The sequence below is a fragment of the Streptomyces xingningensis genome (assembly GCF_054957865.1).
Window position 1 is genome coordinate 23782 of record NZ_JBDJPF010000010.1, and the last position, 20976, is coordinate 44757.

General features: G+C 73.9%; 13 protein-coding genes and 2 pseudogenes. 9 read left to right on the forward strand and 6 right to left on the reverse strand.

Translation table 11 applies throughout. The features are described from left to right. The first annotated feature begins 39 nt into the window (after nucleotides 1–39). On the forward strand, nucleotides 40–1473 hold the full coding sequence (gene purB, locus ABCR83_RS07845; protein WP_462694108.1) for an adenylosuccinate lyase: 1434 nt from the start codon (nucleotides 40–42) through the stop codon (nucleotides 1471–1473). Between the two features lie 166 nt (nucleotides 1474–1639). Next, nucleotides 1640–2806 (forward strand): ROK family protein, encoded by a 1167-nt coding sequence (locus ABCR83_RS07850; protein WP_462694109.1) that lies wholly within the window; start codon nucleotides 1640–1642, stop codon nucleotides 2804–2806. Between the two features lie 13 nt (nucleotides 2807–2819). Here the strand turns inward: ABCR83_RS07850 and ABCR83_RS07855 are convergent, their stop codons facing one another. Further along, the gene (locus ABCR83_RS07855) at nucleotides 2820–3602 is read right to left on the reverse strand and encodes a GntR family transcriptional regulator (protein WP_462694110.1); all 783 of its coding nucleotides are present in this window, start codon (nucleotides 3600–3602) and stop codon (nucleotides 2820–2822) included. A 220-nt stretch (nucleotides 3603–3822) separates the two neighbouring features. Between ABCR83_RS07855 and ABCR83_RS07860 the strand changes: the two genes are divergently transcribed. Continuing rightward, entirely contained in the window at nucleotides 3823–4692 is an 870-nt protein-coding gene (locus ABCR83_RS07860) for an alpha/beta fold hydrolase (protein WP_462694111.1), read from the forward strand. 444 nt (nucleotides 4693–5136) lie between these two features. Here the strand turns inward: ABCR83_RS07860 and ABCR83_RS07865 are convergent. Next, a pseudogene (locus tag ABCR83_RS07865) lies at nucleotides 5137–5550 on the reverse strand (EamA family transporter); the annotation flags it as partial. A 47-nt stretch (nucleotides 5551–5597) separates the two neighbouring features. Between ABCR83_RS07865 and pdxR the strand changes: the two are divergent. The 6 genes and pseudogenes from pdxR to ABCR83_RS07895 form a co-directional block, all read left to right on the forward strand. Beyond that, nucleotides 5598–7073 carry a MocR-like pyridoxine biosynthesis transcription factor PdxR gene (gene pdxR / locus ABCR83_RS07870; RefSeq protein WP_462694112.1) on the forward strand — a complete coding sequence of 492 codons (1476 nt, stop codon included), beginning with the start codon at nucleotides 5598–5600 and terminating at the stop codon, nucleotides 7071–7073. A gap of 39 nt (nucleotides 7074–7112) precedes the next feature. Continuing rightward, nucleotides 7113–8516 (forward strand): hypothetical protein, encoded by a 1404-nt coding sequence (locus ABCR83_RS07875; protein WP_462694113.1) that lies wholly within the window; start codon nucleotides 7113–7115, stop codon nucleotides 8514–8516. 71 nt (nucleotides 8517–8587) lie between these two features. Next, the gene (locus ABCR83_RS07880) at nucleotides 8588–9976 is read left to right on the forward strand and encodes a dihydrolipoyl dehydrogenase family protein (RefSeq protein ID WP_462694114.1); all 1389 of its coding nucleotides are present in this window, start codon (nucleotides 8588–8590) and stop codon (nucleotides 9974–9976) included. 78 nt (nucleotides 9977–10054) lie between these two features. After that, entirely contained in the window at nucleotides 10055–11434 is a 1380-nt protein-coding gene (locus ABCR83_RS07885; protein WP_462694115.1) for an N-acetyltransferase family protein, read from the forward strand. Nucleotides 11435–11483: 49 nt separating this feature from the next. After that, nucleotides 11484–13169: a DUF885 domain-containing protein gene (locus ABCR83_RS07890; protein ID WP_462694116.1), complete on the forward strand. Its 1686-nt coding sequence runs from the start codon at nucleotides 11484–11486 to the stop codon at nucleotides 13167–13169. Nucleotides 13170–13191: 22 nt separating this feature from the next. Beyond that, nucleotides 13192–14052, forward strand: a pseudogene (locus tag ABCR83_RS07895) (ATP-grasp domain-containing protein); the annotation flags it as partial. Here the strand turns inward: ABCR83_RS07895 and ABCR83_RS07900 are convergent. The 4 genes from ABCR83_RS07900 to ABCR83_RS07915 form a co-directional block, all read right to left on the reverse strand. After that, on the reverse strand, nucleotides 13994–17110 hold the full coding sequence (locus ABCR83_RS07900; protein WP_462694117.1) for an AAA family ATPase: 3117 nt from the start codon (nucleotides 17108–17110) through the stop codon (nucleotides 13994–13996). The pseudogene ABCR83_RS07895 and the gene ABCR83_RS07900 sit on opposite strands and share 59 nt — an antisense overlap. Then, nucleotides 17107–18267, reverse strand: a complete 1161-nt coding sequence (locus tag ABCR83_RS07905) for an exonuclease SbcCD subunit D (protein WP_462694118.1) — start codon at nucleotides 18265–18267, stop codon at nucleotides 17107–17109. The genes ABCR83_RS07900 and ABCR83_RS07905 overlap by 4 nt, the downstream gene beginning before the upstream one ends. Nucleotides 18268–18481: 214 nt before the next feature. Next, nucleotides 18482–19468, reverse strand: a complete 987-nt coding sequence (locus ABCR83_RS07910; RefSeq protein WP_462694119.1) for an LLM class flavin-dependent oxidoreductase — start codon at nucleotides 19466–19468, stop codon at nucleotides 18482–18484. A 497-nt stretch (nucleotides 19469–19965) separates the two neighbouring features. After that, nucleotides 19966–20880, reverse strand: coding sequence for an NmrA family NAD(P)-binding protein (locus tag ABCR83_RS07915; RefSeq protein ID WP_462694120.1), 915 nt, complete (start codon nucleotides 20878–20880; stop codon nucleotides 19966–19968). Nucleotides 20881–20976 lie beyond the last annotated feature (96 nt).

Sequence of the window (20976 nt, forward strand, 5' to 3'; positions counted from 1 at the left end):
GAACCACCCCCGGCCCCCCGGCCAGTAGACTTTCGCCACGTGACTGCAAAGCCCCGCATCCCCAACGTCCTGGCCGGCCGCTATGCCTCCGCCGAACTCGCCGTCCTGTGGTCCCCCGAGTACAAGGTGACGCTGGAGCGGCGGCTGTGGCTCGCCGTGCTCCGTGCCCAGAAGGATCTGGGGATCGAGGTGCCGGACACCGCGCTCGCCGACTACCAGCGGGTGCTCGACCAGGTCGACCTGGCCTCGGTCGCGGAGCGCGAGAAGGTCACCCGGCACGATGTGAAGGCGCGCATCGAGGAGTTCAATGCGCTCGCCGGGCATGAGCAGGTGCACAAGGGCATGACCTCCCGTGACCTCACGGAGAATGTCGAGCAGCTGCAGATCCGGCTCTCCCTGGAGCTGATGCGCGACCGCGTGGTCGCCGTCCTGGCCCGGCTGGGGAAGCTGGCGGCCGGTCATGCGGAACTGGTCATGGCGGGCCGCTCGCACAATGTGGCCGCCCAGGCCACCACGCTGGGCAAGCGCTTCGCGACCACCGCCGATGAACTGCTGGTGGCCTTCGGGCGGCTGGAGGAGCTGCTCGGCCGCTACCCGCTGCGCGGGATCAAGGGCCCGGTGGGCACCGCCCAGGACATGCTGGACCTGCTCGGGGGCGACGCCGTGAAACTGGCCGAGCTGGAGCGGCGCATCGCCGGGCACCTCGGTTTCGGCCACGCCTTCACCTCGGTCGGCCAGGTCTACCCGCGTTCGCTGGACTACGAGGTGGTCACCGCGCTGGTGCAGCTGGCCGCCGCACCGTCCTCGCTCGCCAGGACGATCCGGCTGATGGCCGGGCACGAGCTGGTGACCGAGGGTTTCAAGCCCGGCCAGGTCGGCTCGTCCGCGATGCCGCACAAGATGAACACCCGCTCGTGCGAGCGGGTCAACGGCCTGATGGTCATCCTGCGCGGTTATGCGTCGATGACCGGCGAGCTGGCGGGCGACCAGTGGAACGAGGGCGATGTCTCCTGCTCCGTGGTCCGCCGGGTGGCACTGCCGGACGCCTTCTTCGCGCTCGACGGTCTGCTGGAGACCTTCCTGACGGTGCTCGACGAGTTCGGTGCGTTCCCCGCCGTCATCGCCCGTGAGCTGGACCGCTACCTTCCCTTCCTGGCCACCACCAAGGTGCTGATGGGTGCGGTGCGGGCCGGGGTGGGCCGCGAGGTGGCCCATGAGGTGATCAAGGAGCATGCGGTCGCCTCCGCGCTGGCCATGCGCGAGCGGGGCGCCGAGCGCAATGAGCTGCTGGACCGGCTGGCCGCCGATGAGCGCATTCCGCTGGACCGCGCCGCCCTGGACGCGCTGATGGCCGACAAGCTGTCCTTCACCGGCGCCGCGGCCGGCCAGGTGGCCGCCGTGGTCTCCCGCATCGAGGAGATCGCCAAGCGGTACCCGGAGGCGGCCGGCTATGCGCCGGGGGCGATCCTCTGATCCGGGGCTGCCCAATCCCGGTGGCCTGAACGCCCCTTGGGCGCCGGCGGCCGTGGCCGAGGAGTCCGGACGACCGCGGGAGTCGGCGTTCGGCCGGGCGCGCCCTCCGGCCCGTGAGCGGCTACCATCCGGTGGGCAAAGGGCCCGCAAAGACCGAGGAGGCGACGTGGGGCGGCTCACCGGAGGGGACCCGTCCCTGCTGCGACGGATCAATTCGGCCGTCGTGCTGCATGCACTGCGCGCCGCGGGGTCTTCGGCCTCCCCCACCCTCAGTGAACTGGTCAAGGTGACGGGCCTGTCCCGCCCCACCGTGGAGGGCGTCGTCGAGGGCCTGCTCACCACCGGCCTGGTCGCCGAGGCGGCCGCCGAGGAGGGCGGCGCCCGCCGCCAGGGCCGCCCGGCGCGGCGGTTCCGGTTCCGGGTGGAGGCCGGGCAGCTGCTGGGCATCGAGATCGGGCCGCACCGGATCGCCGTACTGCTGGCCGATCTGAGCGGGCGGGTGACGGGCGCGGAGTCGGTGACGGTCGCCGAGACGGCATCGGCGGACGAGCGGCTGGAGCGGGTGCGGACCGCCGTCGCCGATCTGCTGCGGCGCGCTCAGGTGGCGCGGGGATCGCTGCGGGCGGTGGGCGTGGCCACCCCCGGCATCGTGGAGGCGGGCGGGACGGTACGGCTCGGTACGGCGCTGCCCGGCTGGACGGGGCTGCCGCTGGGTGAGCGGCTGCGGCGTTCGTTCCGGTGTCCGGTGCTGGTGGAGAACGACGCCAACGCGGCCGCCGTGGCCGAGCATTGGAAGGGCGCGGCCGTCGACTCCGACGATGTGGTGTTCGTCCTGACGGGGTTGAGCCCGGGGGCCGGATCCCTGATCGGCGGGCGGCTGCACCGGGGGTACGGCGGGGCGGCCGGGGAGATCGGCGCCCTGCATCTGCTGGGCCGCGAGGCTACGCCGGAGGAGGTGCTGTCGACCACCGGAGAGCCGCTCCACCCGCTGGACGAGGCGCAGGTGGCGCGGGTGTTCACGCTGGCCGGGGCGGGCGATGAACGGGCCCGGGCCGCCGTGGACCGGTATCTGCGGCGGCTGGTGCACGATGTGGCGGCACTGGTGCTGGCGCTCGATCCGGAGCTGGTGGTGGTGGGCGGCTGGGCGGCGGGGCTGCACGGTCTGCTGGATCCGCTGCGCGCCGAGCTGGCCCGCTACTGTCTGCGGCCGCCGCGGGTGGCGCAGTCGCTGCTGGGTGATTCCGCGGTGGCAACGGGCGCGCTGCGGCTGGCTCTCGACCATGTGGACGAGGAACTCTTCGCGGTCGAGAGCACGGTGACGGCGCGCCGCTGACCGGGGGCCGGGGTCAGCCGGCCAGCAGCCGGACGGCCGCGCCGCCCTCCCCCGTCGCCTCGAGCGCAGCGGAGGTGCCCCCGCCGCCGAAGGTGAGGCGGCAGGTGTCGGCCCGGTAGGTGGCCAGGGCGACGGCCGCGGTGCGGCCGCCCGCGAAGTACCGGGTGGTGACGAGCAGTATGGGCGCGCCGGGCAGCCGGTCGAGCTGCTTGGCGTCATCGGCCCGGGCCGAGCCGAGCTCCACCGCCCGGTCCTGGCCCTCCAGTTGAAGGCGCTGCAGCTCTCGCAGCACGGCGCGGGCGCGCGCCGCTCCGGGGAGCGCGCCGAGGGTGGCGAGCGCGGGCACGCTGTCCGCCGGTACATACAGCAACTCGGCGGCCACCGGCTGGCCGTGGGTCTTGCGGCTGCGGCGCACGATGTGCACGGCCTCGCCCTGCTCCAGGCCGAGGAGCCGGGCGGCCGGGGCGGGCGGGATCGCCTCGGTGCTGTCGACGGGCTGCCAGGCATCCGCCGCCGTGCCGGGCCAGGCGTGTTCGGCGTCGCCGACGGCCACGCCCATGCGGGGCGGGGCCACGGTGGTGCCGACGCCACGGCGGCGCTGCAGCCGGCCTTCCAGCTCGAGCTGTTCGAGGGCCTGCCGGAGGGTGGCCCGGGCGACGCCGAACCGGGCCGCGAGCTCACGCTCGTTGGGCAGGATCTCGCCGACCGTGAACTCGCCGTCGAGCGCGTCGCTGAGCACGGTCTTCAGGTGCCAGTACTTCGGTTCCGCCACCGCTTCCGACTGCGTGGTCCCCACCCTGATCCTCCGCAAAGGCTTTTCACGCGCTTCTTTATTAAAGGTTGTTGCAGTATGCCTGTGACCATAGGACGGTGTGCGAACTTGGTCAAGACCAATGCAATCAGGAAGCCTCCGGCCCGACTGCGCCCGCCCATAGAGAGGTCTACCCATCGGTAACCGTTGCTGACATTCTGTCTAGGCAAGCTCAAGCCAGCCGCGGACTATCGGGAGTTCCCCCATGGCCGAGAAGATCACCTTCACCGTCGACACCCGCTTCGGACCCCGGACGACCGAGGCGGTCTACGAGCGGCTCGGTGGCGGCGAACCATTGGTCCTGCTGCACGGCATCGGCCACCACCTCCAGGTCTGGGACCCGGTCATCGGGATACTCGCGGCCGAACACGACGTCATCGCCGTCGACTTGCCCGGTTTCGGCCTCTCCCCCGCGCTCCCCGACGGCGTCGCCTATGACCTCGCGGGAGTGCAGTCCGCGCTGCGCTCGCTCTTCGAGGCGCTCGGTGTGGACCGCCCGCATGTCGCGGGCAACTCACTCGGCGGGCTGCTGGCCCTGGACCTCGGACAGGCCAAGCTCGTCCGGTCCGTCACCGCGCTCTCCCCGGCCGGGTTCTGGACCGAGGCCGAGCGCCGCTACGCCTTCGCGGTGCTCCGCGGCCTGCGCCGGGGCGCCCTGCTGATGCCCCCGGAGGCCGCCACCCGGCTGGCCCGTACCTCCGCCGGCCGCGCGGTGATGACCGGCGCCGTCTACGCCCGGCCCGGCCGGCGGTCACCCGACGCCGTGACCGCCGAGTCCCGGGCGCTGCGCGAGGCGACCGGGTTCGAGGCCACCCTCGACGCCGGACGTTCCCTGCTGTTCACCCACGATGTGGCCGAGGTGCCCGTCACCATCGGCTGGGGCACCAAGGACCGGGTGCTGCTGCGCCGGCAGGGGATCCGTGCCAAGCGGGTGATCCCCGGCGCCCGGCTGGTCCGGCTGCCCGGTTGCGGGCACGTCCCGATGAGCGACGACCCGGCGCTGGTCGCCCGCGTCATCCTCGACACCGCCCGCCCGGCGGCCGCCGAACACACCGAACGCACCGAGCACGCCTGACCCCAGCGCCACCCCCGAGCCGACCAGCAGGGCCCCCGCGGCCTGGGCGCCGCCGAAGTCGCCCGCCCCGGCGAGCGGGGCGGTCGCCGCGGCCGCGACGGGGATCATGCCGGAGCAGAGCGTCACCCGCTCCGCCCCGATCCGTGCCATCCCCCGGTACCACAGGAGGAATCCGACGGCGGTGCTCACCACCGCCTGCCAGCCGAGGGCGCCGGCCTCCAGCGCCGTCGGCACCCGCAGCGCACCGCCGCCGTCCGTCGCCCAGCCCAGCACCAGCGCCTCGACCGCCGCGACGCCGCAGGTGGCGACGGTCAGCAGGCCCGGCCCCAGGGGCCGCAGCACCGGCCCGGCCAGCACGGCGAAGCCGACCTCGCCGCCGAGCGCGCCGACCGACCACAGCAGCCCGACGGCGTCCGTCCGCCCCCATCCCTGGACCACGCTCGCGCCCGCGGCGACCAGCAGCGCCCCCAGGATCACCGGCACCCCGGGCCGCCGCCCCCGGGCCACGGGCAGCAGCACGGCCACCGCCACCGGCGCGCACCCGACCAGCACCCCGGGCACGGCGGGCTCCGCGGTCCGCTCGGCCGACAGCACCGCGAAGTTGAACCCGACCATGCCCAGCGCCGCGAGCACCGCCACCCGCCCCCACTGACGCCGGGTCAGCCCGCGCAGCGGGGCCAGTCCGGACCGCGCCGCCAACGGGAGCAGCAGCAGCCCCGCCAGGCCGTAGCGCAGCGCCTGCCCGCCCGCGTACGGGTAGTCGGGGAGCAGGGAGTTGACGGTGAAGGACCCGCCGACGAGCGTGCAGGCGACGGCGGCCTGGAGCGTCCCGGAGACGGGGAGGGGGGCACGGTTCATGGACCCGACACTAGGAAGCCGGGCGGTCCCCGGTAAGGTCCAATTCCATGGCCGTTACGAGGACCACTTCACCGCCACCGGCCGAGCCGCCGGAGGCCGAAGCCTGGGCCGCCGCCTGGGAGTTGCTGCTGCCCGTCACCGCGACCCCGGTGCGCCGGCGCGGCCGGATGCTGCGCTCCGCGCTGCGGGAGGCGGTGCGGTCCGGGCGGCTCGCGCCGGGCACCCGGCTGCCGTCCAGCCGTGAACTCGCCCGTGATCTGGGGGTGTCACGGGGGCTGGTCACCGGCGCCTATGAACAGCTCGCCGCCGAGGGGTACCTCAGGAGCGGCCGGGGTTCGGGGACCTGGGTCGGGGGTGCCGTACAGGCCGCCGCCCCGGCCGGCCGCGCGGAGCCCCCGGCCGCCGGCCGGCCGGCCGTCGACTTCCGTCCCGGCACCCCCGACCTCGCGCTGTTCCCGCGCGCCGCCTGGTCCGCGGCCCACCGCCGGGTGCTGGCCCGCCTCCCGGACCAGGCGCTCGGCTATCCCGACCCGCGCGGCCTGCCCGAACTGCGCACCGAGCTGGCCGGGTTGCTCGCCCGGCGGCGCGGGGTGGTCGCCGATCCGGAGCGGATCGTGGTGTGTTCGGGCGTGTCCCAGGCCATGACGCTGATCGGCTTCGCCCTGGCCGGGCGGGGACGGCCGGTGGTGGCGGTGGAGAATCCGAGCAGCGCGGAGCACGAGCAGCTGTTCGCGGCGGCGGGCAGCGCGGTGGTGCGGGTGCCGATGGACGCGGAGGGAATCGACCCGGCCGCCCTGGCGGCCTCCGGAGCGGGAGCGGCCGTCCTCACCCCGGCCCATCAGTTCCCCACCGGAATCGCCTATTCCGCGCGTCGCCGCTCGGAACTCCTCGGCTGGGCCCACGACACCGGCGGCCTGCTCGTCGAGGACGACTACGACGGCGACTTCCGCTACGACCGGCTGCCCATCGGCGCCCTGCAGGGCCTCGACCCCGACCGGGTCGCCTATACGGGTTCGGTCAGCAAGTCACTCGCGCCCGGCCTGCGGCTGGGCTGGCTGGTGGTGCCCGAGGCGTTCGCCGACGAGGTGGCGACCCGCAAGCGCACCATGGACCTGGGCAATCCGGTGCTCGACCAGGCCCTGCTGGCCGAGTTCATCAGGCGCGGCGACCACGACCGCCAGCTGCGCCGCTGCCAGCGCGCCTACCGCGAGCGACGTGACACCTTGCTGGCCGAACTGGCCCGGCACTTCCCCGGCGCCGAGGTCACGGGCATCGCGGCCGGCCTGCACGCCGTGGTGTGCCTGCCGCGCGCCTACGGGCCGGAGCCGGACTTCCTGGCCCGCGCGGCCGGGCACGGGATCGCGCTGCGCCCCCTGTCCGGCTTCGGCGCACCGGTGCCCGACGACGGTTGTGTGCGCCTGGTGCTCGGCTACGCCCGGCTGGCGCCCGCCGAGCTCGGGCGGGCCGTGGACCTGCTGCGACGGGCGGCCACCGGGCAGGGCGGTAATGCCCTTGAGTCATAATCCCTGGGTCTGCACGTTCGATCTTGGGGGACTTCCGCAGTGGCTTCCACCGCACGCACCATTCTCGTTCCGGCCGTCACGGTCATGACCCTGGTCACCGGCCTGACCGCCTGTGGGGGCGAGTCCGACAAGGCGGCCGCCCCCGCCAAGGCCGCGGGGGCCAACCGGCCCAGGGCCATGATGTACGACGGGAAGCAGCTGCCGGGGTTGCCCCGGACCCCGGCCTGGACCCTGCCCGGACGCCCCGGCGGCGCCTCTGTGATCGCGGTGGGCGACGCCTTCGCCGTGGTCACCGGCGGGCCCCGGGCGACCGAGCCGCCGTCCGGGGGCAAGGACGCCGAGACGCCCACGGCGCTGCGCGAGGGGCCCAAGGTGATCGAGTTCCGGGACGCCGGGACCGGGACGGTGCGGCAGACGGTCCGGGCCGACGACGCCTCGGTGTCCGCGGACACCTGGCACGGCAGGCCCGCGCTGCGGGTGAACGTCACCACCAGAACCGCCTCGGACGGGATGACCTCCGACAAGAGCACCACCGTGTCCGAGGTGTACGACGCCCGGGGCAGGAAGCTGGGCAGGGTGCCGCGCGACGAGTCCCACTGGCTCTCGGACGGCTGGGTCCGCGGCGGCACGGAGCGCTCGGTCGCCCCGGCCGAGGGCGGTCCGGAGCAACAGGTCGACGGGTCCGGCCCGTTCGCGAACCTGCGGGGTCCGGTCGAGGAGACCCTGGGTGCCCGCCGTACGTTCGCGGGCGGGTACGGCTTCTCCTTCGAGGAGGTGGAGCGCGGCCTCTTCAACCACCCCAAGCGGCTGGTCGTCAGCGAGCTGAGCACCGGGAAGAAGGCCTGGACCTCCTCCGAGGCGGGCAGGCCGGGCCAGGCCCTGCCGGAGGAGAAGTCCCATGCCACCAATGTCCTGCCGCTCACCGTGATCGGCGACAAGATCGTCCTCGCCTGGCAGACCAAGGGGGGCGAGCACGACTACGAGGAGCCCTGGATCATGTCGGTGAACGACCTCAGGACCGGGCGCCTGCTCACCACCGGACCGGTCGTCCAGTCCGACGCCTCGAACTTTGCGCGGGACGAGAACGCCGACAGCGACCCCTTCTTCTATGTGACCTATGACCCGTCCTCGGGGCTCATCGCCACCGCCGGAAAACAGTCCTACCAGCAGTCGACCACGGTCTGGGACGTCAACAGCGGCAAGCGGCTGTGGGCACAGGACAAGGACGAGAAGCCCTTCCTGCCGCTGACCGCCGGAAACGGCGTGCTCTACGGCTACACCGACCGGAACGCCTCAAACTACTCCAGCCCCATCGCGGTCGACCTCAGGACCAAGAAGGTGCTGGACAAGGACGTCGACAAGGAGCACATCCCGGTCTTCAGCACCGACGGCCATGCCGCCATCGCGATCGACCAGGGCGTCTTCGTCTTCCCGGTCCGGTAGCCGACACCCGCCGGGCGGCGCATCCTGGCAGAGTGGGCACCCGGAGGCAACCTCGACGGAGGTGCGGTGTCATGACCGAGCAGGTGGATGTCGTCGTCATCGGCATGGGCCCGGGCGGCGAGCACGTGGCGGGGCGGCTGGCGGAGGCCGGACTGAGCGTGGTGGGCGTGGAGGCCGAGCTGGTCGGCGGCGAGTGCCCGTACTGGGGGTGCATCCCGAGCAAAATGATGATCCGGGCCGGGAATCTGCTGGCGGAGGCCCGGCGGGTGCCCGGCATGGCGGGCACGGCACAGGTCACCCCGGACTGGGCGCCGCTCGCCGCCCGGATCCGGGACGAGGCCACCGACGACTGGAACGACCGGGTCGCCGCCGACCGCTTCACCGGCAAGGGCGGCCGGCTGGTGCGCGGACGGGGCCGGCTCGCCGGGCCGGGCCGGGTGGCGGTCGGGGACGAGGTCTTCGAGGTCCGGTGCGGCATCGTGATCGCGACCGGCGCCCGGCCGCAGGTCCCCCCGGTGCCCGGCCTCACCGAAGTGCCGTACTGGACGAACCGGGACGCCATCGCCGCCAAGGAGCCGCCCCGCTCGCTGCTGGTGCTCGGCGGTGGCTCGATCGGCGTGGAACTCGCCCAGGTATACGCCCGGTTCGGCACCGCCGTCACCATCGTGGAGGCGCTGGACGGGCTGGTCCCGGTCGAGGAGCCGGAGGCCGGTGAGCTGCTGGCCGAGGTGCTGACCGGGGAGGGCCTGACCCTGCGAACGGGGGCCCGGGCGGCCCGGGTCGGGCACGATGGCGCCGCGTTCACGCTGACGCTGGCGGACGGCGAGGAGCTGACGGGTGATCAACTCCTGGTCGCCACCGGCCGCCGGGCCGACCTCACCGGGCTGGGCCTGGACACCGTGGGCCTCGACCCACAGGCCAGGGCACTGCGGACGGACGGCCAACTGCTGGCCGCCCCGGCCCTGTGGGGCGTGGGGGATGTGACCGGACACGGGGCGTTCACCCATGTCGCCATGTATGAGGCGGAGATCGTGATCCGGGCCGTGCTCGGCGAGCCCGGACCGGACGCCGACTACCGGGCCCTGCCCCGGGTGACCTTCACCGACCCGGAGATCGGCGCGGTGGGCCTGACCGAACGCCAGGCCGGGGAGCGGGGGTTGACGGTGCGCACCGGCCTCTCCCGGGTGCCGTCCACCACCCGCGGCTGGATCCACAAGGCGGGCAACGAGGGCCTGGTCAAGCTGGTCGCGGACGCGGAGCGCGGGGTGCTCGTCGGGGCCACCACGGTGGGTCCGACGGGTGGTGAGGTGCTCTATGGGCTGGCGGTGGCGGTACAGGCCGAGGTGCCGGTCGACACCCTGCGGCATATGATCTACGCCTACCCGACCTTCCACCGGGGCGTGGAGGACGCTCTCCGCGCTCTCGGACAGACCGTCCATACGCCGGGCGAACAGCGCTGACCAGCGGGGAAGCCTCCTTTACCCATCGGACACAGAACGTTCGTGATCGCGCAACACCCCTTCGTCAGGGTGGACGTCATGACCGACGAGACCCCGGCGAAGAGCTCCCGCCGCCCGCACCGCTGGCGGCGGGATCTGACCGAAGTGGCCGCCCTGTTCACCGCCGTGGCCGCCGCCGACTGTGTGGCCGACACGGTCGCCCACGGTCCGCACGGCCCGGTGCTGCTCGTCGGCTCGGCCGCGGCGCTGCTGGCCACGGTCGGGTTCCACACCTGGTGGGCGCGGCGCCCGGGCCGGCCGGCCGACTCCCCCGCCGAGCCCGCCAAGTCTGCCGAGTCTGCCAAGCCTTCGGGCGAGGCGCTCGGCACGGCGCTGTGGCGGATGCGGACGACCGTACGGGACGAGCCGGGCAGCCTGGCCGCCCTGTGTCTGGCCCTGGCGGAGCACCGCGTCGACATCCTCGCCCTGCAGACCCACCCGCTGGCCGAGGGCACCGTGGACGAGCTGCTGCTGCGCGCCCCGGCCGGGCTGACCCCGGCCGAGCTGACCCGGGCCGCCGCCGGCGGGGGCGGCAGCGGGAGCTGGCTGGAGCGGGCGGACGCCCACGACCTGGTGGACGCCCCCACCCGGATGCTGAACCTCGCCACCCGCACCGCCCTGGACACCGCCGAACTGCCGCTCGCCCTACGGCAGTTGCTGGGCCGCTGCACCATCCGCTCGACGCCGGAGCGGGCCCCGGACGACGGCCGGGCCACCGGGGCCGTGCCACCGGAGGAGGGCTGGGAGGAGACCGTGATGCGGCTGCCCGACCCGTCCGGCGGCTCGATCACCGTCGAGCGCCCCCATCTGCCGTTCACCCCGGCCGAGTTCGCCCGCGCCCGGGCGCTGGTGGAGCTGGACGCCCGGCTGGGCCCCCGGATGCCCCGGCGCAGCGATGTGCTGACGCTGCCCGAGGGCCATGAACTCACCGTCCGCCGGGCCGACAGCGGCGATCTGCCGGCGGCCCGCGAGATGCACGAGCGGTGCACCCCGGCCACGCTCGCGCTGCGCTATCACGGCCCGGTCAGGGACGTCCGGGCCGCCGACCGCTATCTCGGGCATCTGCTCAGCCCGCGCTTCGGCCGCACCCTGGCCGCCCACACGCCCTCCGGCCGTCTGGTGGGCCTCGGCCATCTGCTGTGGGACGGCGAGGAGACCGAGGTCGCGCTGCTCGTCGAGGACGCCTGGCAGCGACGCGGGGTCGGCCGGGAGCTGCTGACGCGGCTGGTGGCGCTGGCTGGCGAGGCGGGCTGTGCCAGCGTCTACGCCGTCACCGGGGCCTCCAACACCGGCATGGTCGCGGCAATGCGCGCGCTGGACCTGCCACTCGACTACCAGGTCGAGGAGGGGACGCTGGTGATCACGGCGCGGCTGGCGCCGGTCCGGGCGGCCTCCGGGTCGGGCGTCCGGGGCAGTTAAGGGACAAACCCCGATGACGCGGCGGCCCGTCTCATACGAGGATGGGCACATGCCGAACACCACCAGTGCACCACTGCCCCGTCAGGTCGCCGACGCCTATGTCGACGCGCTCATCGAACTCGACCCCATCACCGGAACCTACCTGGGGGCGCCGGCGAGCTCCTCCCGGCTGCCGGACTTCTCGCCCGCGGGCCAGGAGGCGCTGGCCGGGCTGGCGCGCACCACCCTGGAGCGGCTGGCCGAGGCCGAGGAGCGGCCGGGCGCGGACAGCGGCATCGAGCGGCGCTGCGCACGGCTGTTGCGCGAGCGGCTGACCGCGGAGCTGGCGGTGCACGAGGCGGGGGAGCCACTGCGCGCGATCAGCAATCTGCACTCGCCGCTGCACTCGGTGCGGGAGGTCTTCACCCTGACGCCGACCGGGACCACCGAGGACTGGGCGGCGATCGCCGAGCGGCTGCGCGCGGTCCCGGCGTCTCTGGAGGGCTGGCGGGCCTCCCTGGCCCTGGGCGTGGAGCGGGGGCTGCTCGGCGGCCCCCGTCAAGTGGATACCGTCATCGGACAGTTGGGCGAGTGGATCGGCACCGACGGCGGCTGGTTCGCCGACTTCACCGCCGAGGGACCCAAGGAGCTGCGCGGCGAGCTGGACGAGGCCGCCGCCGCCGCCACCGGGGCGCTGGTCGTGGTGCGCGACTGGCTGCGCGACGTCTACACCCCGGCGGTCGCGGGCGCCCCGGAGGTGGTCGGGTCCGAGCGGTACGCCCGCTGGGCGCGCTACTGGAACGGCACGGATCTGGATCTGACGGAGGCCTACGCCTACGGCTGGTCCGAATTCCACCGCATCCTGGGCGAGATGCGCACGGAGGCCGAGAAGATCCTGCCGGGGGCCCGCACTCCCTGGGAGGCACTGGCGCACCTCGACGAGCACGGCACCCACATCGAGGGCGTCGAGGAGGTCCGGGTCTGGCTGCAGCAGCTGATGGACGAGGCCATCGAGAAGCTGGACGGCACCCACTTCGAGCTGGCCGAGCGGGTCAAGCGCGTGGAGTCCCGGATCGCCCCGCCCGGCAGCGCGGCCGCACCCTACTACAGTGCGCCGTCCGAGGACTTCTCCCGTCCCGGGCGCACCTGGCTGCCGACCATGGGCCAGACCCGCTTCGCGGTGTACGACCTGGTGTCGACCTGGTACCACGAGGGCGTGCCCGGCCATCACCTCCAGCTCGCGCAGTGGGCCCATGTGGCGGACCGGCTCTCCCGCTACCAGGCCACGGTGGGCATGGTCAGCGCGAATGCCGAGGGCTGGGCGCTGTATGCGGAGCGGCTGATGGACGAGCTGGGCTTCCTGACCGACCCCGAGCGCCGGCTGGGCTATCTGGATGCGCAGATGATGCGTTCGGTGCGCGTGATCATCGATATCGGCATGCATCTGGAGCTGGAGATCCCCGCGGATTCCCCCTTCCACCCCGGTGAGCGCTGGACCCCGGAGCTGGCGCAGGAGTTCTTCGGCCGGCACAGCAGCCGCCCGGCGGATTTCGTGGAGAGCGAGCTGGTCCGCTACCTGGGCATGCCGGGGCAGGCGATCGGATACAAGCTCGGCGAGCGTGCCTGGCTGACCGGGCGGGAGGCGGCCCGCACCGCGCACGGCGCTGCCTTCGACCCCAAGGCATGGCACATGGCGGCGCTTTCGCAGGGTTCGCTGGGCCTCGACGATCTGGTGGCGGAGCTGTCGGTGCTGTGACGCCCGCGTAGGGTCCTCCGGCATGGAACCGTTGATCCTCTTCTGCCGCGACCCGCTGCACCCCCGCCGCACCGACCCGCACTTCGCCGGGGAGGCGCGGGCCGCCCGCGAGCTGGGGCTGCGGGTCGTGCTGCTCGACCATGACGCGCTGCTCGCCGGGGATCCGGCGGGCGCGGTCACCGGTGTGCCGCGCGACGCGGGGGCGGCATGGTACCGGGGCTGGATGGTGCCCTCGCCCCGGTACGCCGCCCTGGCCGAGGCGCTCGCCGCCCGCGGCGTACCGCTGCTGGCCTCGGCGCACGACTACCGCCGCGCTCATGAACTGCCCGGCTGGTACGCCGCGTTCGCGCCGCTCACCCCGCGCAGCGTCTGGCTCCCGGCCGCGCCGGGTATCGCGCCGGCCGGGGCGGAGCTGGCCGCCGCCGCGGCACCGCTGGGCGGCGGCCCGGGGATCGTGAAGGACTTCGTCAAGTCCCGCAAGCACGAGTGGCACGAGGCGTGTTACGTGCCCGAGCTCGCCGACACGGACCGGCTGGCGGCCGTGGTCGGCCGCCTGGTGGAACTCCAGGAGGACTTCCTGGCCGGTGGTGTGGTGATCCGCACCTTTGAGCGATTCTCGGACGCGGGCGAGGCCCGCGTGTGGTGGGTGGACGGGGCCCCGGCCCTGATCACCGCCCACCCCGACAGCCCGGACCGTCTCCCCGAGCCTCCGCTCGGGGAAGTGGCCCGGCATGTCCGGGCGCTGGGCTGCCGGTTCGTCACCACCGACCTCGCCCTCCGGGCGGACGGGGCCTGGCGGGTGGTGGAGGTCGGCGACGGCCAGGTCAGCGACCTGCCGCGGGGCGCCGATCCGCGGCCGCTGCTGCGGGCGTTGGCGGGAGCGGGGCGCGCATCCGCTTTTCAGCAGCCGCAGTCCCCGCCGTCCGGTGCCGCAGGGTCGACCCGGAGCGCTCCTTGACGACCTGGAGCTGGGCGGGGATGCGCCGCCGGAGGTCGGCGACATGGCTGACGATGCCCACCGTCCGGTCGCGTTCGCGCAGCGAGTCCAACACGTCCAGGACCTCGTCGAGGGTCTGTTCGTCCAGGCTGCCGAAGCCCTCGTCGACGAAGAGTGTGTCCAGCCGGTTGCCGCCCGCCTCCTCGGTGACCACATCGGCCAGGCCGAGGGCGAGGGCGAGCGACGCGAAGAAGGTCTCCCCGCCGGAGAGCGTCGCGGTGTCGCGCTCGCTGCCGGTCCAGGCGTCGATGACATGCAGGCCCAGGCCGGAGCGGGCCCGCCCGCCGGAGCGGGCGTCGGAGTGCACCAGGGTGTAGCGGCCGGAGGACATGTACCGCAGCCGGGCGGTCGCCGCGGCGGCGACCTGTTCCAGCCGGGCGGCCAGCACATAGGACTCCAGGGGCATCTTCCGCTCGTTGTCCGGGGAGGTGCCGGCGGCCAGCATGGCGAGCCCGGCCACCCGGTGGTACTCCTCGCGCAGCGGGGCGAGCCGCCGGGCGTCGGCCGATGCCTCGCGGGACAGCCGGTCGAGTTCCGCGCAGCGCTCCCGGGCGGCGGCCTCCCCGGCCGAGGCGTCGCGCAGCGCTCGGGTGGCGGCGTCGGCCGCCGCCCGGGCGGCCTCGGGGCCGGCCGGGGGCTGCTCGGCTGCACCGGCCACCGCGGGGTCGGCCAGCTCGGCGGCGACGGCGGCCGCCTCGCTCCGCCACCGGTCGAGGCGCTGCCGCAGCTCCCGCTGTGCGGCCGCGTCCAGCAGGGCGTCCACCGTCAGCCGGGGGGTGGCGAAACCGGCCCGGTAGGAGACATCGGCGAGCCGGGCGTCGGCGTCCTTCAGCCGGGCCGCCGCGGTCCCGGCCTCCCGCACCGCCTCGGCGGCCGCGGTCAGCAGGGCCGCCCGGCTCTCCAGCAGTGCCGCCCGGCCGGACACAGTCTCGGCCTCCCCGCGGGTCCGGGCCAACTCTCCTTCGATCACGCCCAGTTCGCGCTCGAGGTTTTCCCGGCTGGAGGTCCGGGCGGCGATCCGCAGCTGGGCCGCCTGCTGCCCGCCGCGCCGCCGCTCGTACTCGCGCTCGGCCGCGTCCAGCGCCTCGGCGGCGGCGTGGATGTCGGCGGCGGCCCGGCGCGCCTCGGTGCAGGACCGGTGTGACGCCTCGGCGAGTTCGGCCAGTTCGGCGACCGCGGCCGGGCCCGCGCCCGCCGTGGCGGCGGCCAGGGCTTCGCGCACCGACTGCAGCCGGCGGGTGGCCTCGTCATATGCCGCCTCGGCTTGCCGGGAGGCCTCCAGCGCGGCCTCTTCGGCGGCGCCGTCCACCTGTCCGGCGCCCGCGCGGGCCGGGGCGGGGTGTTCGGTGGCGCCGCAGACGGCACATGGCACGCCCGGCCGCAGTCCGGCGGCCAGTTCGGCGGCGATGCCGCGCAGGCGGCGTTCCTTGAGGCCCAGCCAGTGTTCGCGGGCGGTCGCCGCCTCTTCGCGGGCGCGCAGCCGAGCGGCTTCCGCTTCGCCGCTCTCGCGGGCGAGGAGGTCGCGGTGCCGGGCGGCCTCCAGCCGCTGCCGGTCGGCCTCGGCCCGGGAGCCGAGCTGTTCGGCCCGGGTGGCGGCCTCCTGCGCCCGCGCCAGGCGCTGCCGGCGGGCCTGGCGTGTGGTCTCCCAGCCGGCCAGCCAGTCGGCGTCGTCGGTGAGGGCGTCGTCGTCGGCGTGTGCCTCGCGTTCCAGGGCGGCGAGTTCGGCGGCGATGCCGGCGGCCCGCGACTCGGCGCGGCGGGCGGCCGAGAGCGAGCCGAGGTCCTCGCGCAACGCCCGTTCCAGGGCGGCCAGTTGTTCGCCGCTCGCGTCCCGGTGCCCGGCGGGCAGGTGGGCGCGGGCCTGCTGTTCGGCGGCGCTCGCCGCGCGGTGGGCGCGTTCGGCCTCGTCGCGCAGTTCCAGGGCGGGGGCGACGGTGTCCGCGGCCAGCGCCCGTTCCAGCAGGTCCCCCGCCCGCTCCCGCTCCCCGCGTTGTTCCTCGAGGGCGGCGGCGCGCCGCCCGGCCTCGGCGTGCCGGTGCTGGAGCCGCGCCAGTTCCCTCACCTCGTCGGCGTGGTGCCGGGCGGTGTCATGGGCCCGCTCGGCCGCGCGGGTCGCGGCCTCGGCGATGTCACGGCGTTCCCGGGCGCCGGTACGGGCCAGGGCCGCCCATTCCAGCACCGCCTCGGCCAGTCCCGCGTCGCCGGGGCCGAGCGGCGGCCCGGCGGCGGCCGTGGCCGGCCCGGGGGTGCCCACCTCCGGCAGCGACGGGTCGGCCGCCGCCTGCCCCATCCGGTGGCCGAGCGCCAGCAGCCGCTCGTCGCCCGTGCGCACCTGGGCTTCCGCGGCGCGGCGCAGCTCCGCCAGGCGGGTCTCCAGTGCGGCGAAGCGCCCCGTTTCGAAGAGTTTGCCGAGCAGCCTGCCGCGGGCGGTGTCCTCGGCCCGCAGGAAGCGGGCGAAGTCGCCCTGGGGCAACAGGACGACCTGGCAGAACTGTTCCTGGCTCATGCCGAGCAGCTGCCTGAGCTCCTCGCCGATCTCCTGGTGGGAGCGGCTGAGCCCGCGCCACTGCCCGTCGGCGGTCCGCTCGCGCAGGGCACTGTGGGCCCGTTCGCGGGTGAAGCCGGTGCCCCGTTTCTTGGGGCGGAGCTGCTCGGGGCGCCGGGTGATCTCCAACCGGCGTTCTCCCACGGTCAGTTCGAGCACCACCTCGGTGCGGGTGTCCGCCGCCGCGTGGTCGCTGCGCAGGGTGTGCCCACCGCCCTGGCGGGCGCCGGGCACGCCACCGTAGAGGGCGTAGCAGACCGCGTCCAGCACGGAGGTCTTGCCCGCTCCGGTGGGGCCGTGCAGCAGGAAGAGCCCGGCGGCCGACAGTTCGTCGAAGTCGACCTGGTGTGCGCCGCCGAAGGGGCCGAAGGCGGTGATCCCGAGCCGGTGCAGTCTCATGCGCCCGCCTCGTTCCCGGCGATCCGCGCCTCGTCGAGGGCAGCGGTGAGCACGGCGCGCTCGGCCTCGTCCGGGCCCCGGCCGCCGCGCACATGGGCCACGAAGTCCTCGGTGATCTGTCCGTCGGTGCGGCCGCGCAGCCGCCGGGCGTAGGAGGCGAGCGGGTCCTCGCGGCCGCGGTCGGGCTCGAAGACGAGGCTCAGCACCTGGGGGAAGCGGCGGGCGAGCCGGGCCATCGGTTCCCGGGGGCGGACCGGGTCGGTGAGGGTGGCCTCGACCCAGGACTCCTCATGGCGGTCGAGGTCCGGGTCCGTCAGGAGGTCGTCGAGGCGGCCGCGCAGCCGGGCGAGCGGGCGGGGCACCGGGCAGTCGAGCCGCTCGGCGGTCACCGTGCCGTCGGCGTCGAGGTCGATCAGCCACATGGTCTTGCGGTGGCCGGCCTCGGAGAAGGAGTAGGCGAGCGGGGAGCCGGAGTAGCGGATGCGTTCGCTGATCGTCTGGCAGCCGTGCAGGTGCCCGAGGGCCGTGTAGTGCACCCCGTGGAAGATCTCGGGGGATACGGAGTCGACACCGCCGACGGTGATGTCGCGCTCGCTGTCGCTGGGCGCGCCTCCGGTGACGAAGGCATGGGCGAGGACGACGGACCGGGTCCCGGCGGGCCGGGCCGCGAGGTCGGCCCGCACCCGGTCCATGGCCGCCGCCAGGACCGCCGGATGGCTCGCCGCCCGGGCACCCAACTCTTCGCGTACCAGGGCGGGTTCGAGGTAGGGCAGCCCGTAGAACGCGATGTCTCCGTGCGCGTCGGCGAGGACGACGGGCCGGGCGCAGCCCGCCGGGTCGGTGCGCAGGTGTATTCCGGCCCGTTCGATGAGTCCGGCGCCCACGCCGAGCCGGCGCGGGGAGTCATGGTTGCCGGAGATCATGACGGTCGGCACTCCGAGCGCGGCGAGCCGGTGCAGCGCCTCGTCGAACAGCTCGACGGCGGACAGCGGCGGCACCGCCCGGTCGTGGATGTCCCCGGCGACCAGTACGGCGTCGATGTGCCGCTCCCGCACGGTGCGGACGAGGTGGTCGAGGAAGTCGCGCTGGGCTCCGAGGAGGCTCACTCGGTGGAAGGACCGTCCGAGGTGCCAGTCCGAGGTGTGCAGAATCCTCAAGACGGGACTCCGACCTGCATGTTTCCACTCCTCCGCGTGCTCCGCGTGCTCAGCCGACACCGACCCAGCACGGTACTCGATGTCGGCACCAGCCACATCAGCCCCTGCGGCGCGCGGCATCGATGAGCGAACCGGGTGCTCGTCCCCGGACTTCGATGCTCGGTCCGCGGGCGGGGGCCCTTGGTGCCGGCCCGGCCGAACGGCCGGGCCGTGGTCAGAGCCCCGTCGCGGCCTCGAGGAATGTCTCGAGCTCGGCGGGGATGTCGGGGCCGCTGGGCTGGTAGATCAGCTCGGTCACGCCTGCTTCGGCGACCTCGGCGAGACGCTGCCGAACCTCTTCGCGGGTTCCCGTGAACGTCGTGCGCGGAACCGCCTCCCAGCTTCCGGCCTGCCAGGCGGCGCGGTCGGCCTCGTTCAGTCCGACCAAGTGCTGTTCGTGGATGGCCAGATGGCTGTCCCGCGGATCGGTGTGCCCGATCGACTTCAGCCACTGCTCGCCGCCGGGCAGGTTGCGCACGTCCTGGCCGGCTTCGTGCAGGAAGTGGTAGGCCAGCGCGTTCCCCGGGCCCGCCGCGGCCCTCACATGCGGCGAGTTCAGCGCTTCGCCCTCGGCCAGTACCGTGCCGTGGACGGTCAGCGCCGCCCAGGAGAAGTCCCGGGCGCCCGACGTTTCCTCGTTGACGGAGAAGAGCCCGTCGCCCAGCTCACGGGCGATGGCGAGCCCCTTGGGCCCCGTGGCCGAGATGGCGACCGGGATGTCGATCGGGCGCTCCGGGGCATGGCCGGCCGGATGCATCATGCGGAGGCGGGCGCCGTGCCATTGCACGGTCTCTCCTGCGAGCAGGCCTCGGAACGCGGTGAGGTATTCACGGAGATATGCCCACGTGGCGGGTTTGGCTCCCATGGCGCGTGCGCTGGTGAAACCGGTTCCGAAGGCGACAGCGGCTCTTCCCGGGGCGAGGGCGGCCAGACCGGCGGCTCCGGCCGCGTTGACCATGGGGTGACGGAGAGTCGGCACCAGCACTCCCGGCCCGAGGCCGATGCGCTCGGTGCGCTCCGCGGCGAGAGCCAGCAGCATCCACACATCGGGGCTCTGGTGGGGAGTGTCGTAGAGCCACGCACGCTCGTAGCCGAGCCGCTCGGCGACGGCGATGTGAGCGGGTGCGTCCAAGGAGGAGGCAAATGCACTGGAGATCTTCACGGTACCGTTCCTACGGACTGAGCAGGAGTGAGCCCGGTCAGCCGCACGCCCCGAACGGTCTTGGGCGCACTGGTTCCCCGGCGTACTCGACCCCGAGGCGGCGACACGCATCCTGTGCGTGGTCCGGTCCCGGGAGGCCGGTTCCCTACGCGACCTGGCCATATGGATACGGCCAGAGGCGACGGGGAGGCCCTGAACCATCGCTCCGGTGGAGCAGGGGCCCCGCACGCCGACACCGCACCCGGCGTCCCAGATCGCGCCGCCACGCTAACCCGGATGACCCAGGGCACCGCAAGCCCGGAAGCCGGCCATCACACCATCGAGCTAAGACGACCTCATATGCGCTCCTCGACGAGCAGTTGCCAACCCCTCTGATGATGTGCAGCCTGATCGACGACGTTGGCCGGCCGTGCAACCGCCCGGGCCGGATGGGCGCACGGGTCGTGCGGTACGCAAGGCGCTCATGCCGGCCCAGCAGCGGCACCGGATCCCTCCGGTCATGGTTGCCGGGCGAGCAGGTCCTTGATCACGGTGTCGAACCCCAGTGGGGGGCGACCAAGAAGTTCGGCGACGTCGTTCGTCGCCCGGTCGTATCGGTTCTCGCCATGCAGCCTGGCCATTGTGGCGATGTGCTCGAACACGTGGTCCGGCAGGCCTTGGTTCTTGAGGTGGTGCTCCAGCCACTCCTGGTAGGGCACATCGACGTAGGTCACGTCGCGGCCCAGGGCAGCGGAGAACTCGGCCGCGATGGCGGTCATGTCGCGGGATCGAGCCCCGGTCAGTTCGTAGCTGCGGTGGGTCCGGGGGGCAGGGTCGAGCAGGAGTGCCGTGATGACCTCGGCCACGTCGGCGGCGGCGACCGGTGAGGTTCGGGCCGGGCCGAAGGGGAGGCGGATCGTGCCGTCCCGCCGGATCGAAGCGGCCGCCACCCTGGCGAAGAGCGGATTCTCCATGAACACGGTGGGCCGGACGTGGACGACCGGTGCCCCGGACCAGTCGAGGATGTGTTCGGCAAGGTAGTGCAGTCGCTGCTGCCGGGACTCGGCGTCGCTGGTGAGGTCCATCTGCGAGACGGTCATCTGCGAGATGCTCACCAGCAGTTCCAGGCCGACGCTTTCCCTGGCGACGGCTGCCACCGTCGCCGCGGCCTCCAGGTAGGCGGGCGACACGCTCATTCCGAAGTAGGCCCGGTGGCAGCCGGCCAGCGCCTTGACCACGTCCGCACCACGGGTGAGGTCACCGACCATCACCTCCACGCCGCCCATCGTCCTCAGGTCCGAGGCGCGTTCATCGTCGTGGTGTACGAGGGCTCTGACGGGCACGTTCCGTGCCCGCAACCGTTCCAGGATCCTTCGTCCGGCGCCGCCGACGCCGCCGCCGGCGCCGGTGACAAGGACAGGTTCAACGGGCACGGCGATTGCCTCCTGCCTATGGACCGGGACATCCGGTCCACTGCGAACCCTCCCACGCCGGGGAAGGTTCTGTGGGGCCTTGACGCCGGCAGGGCG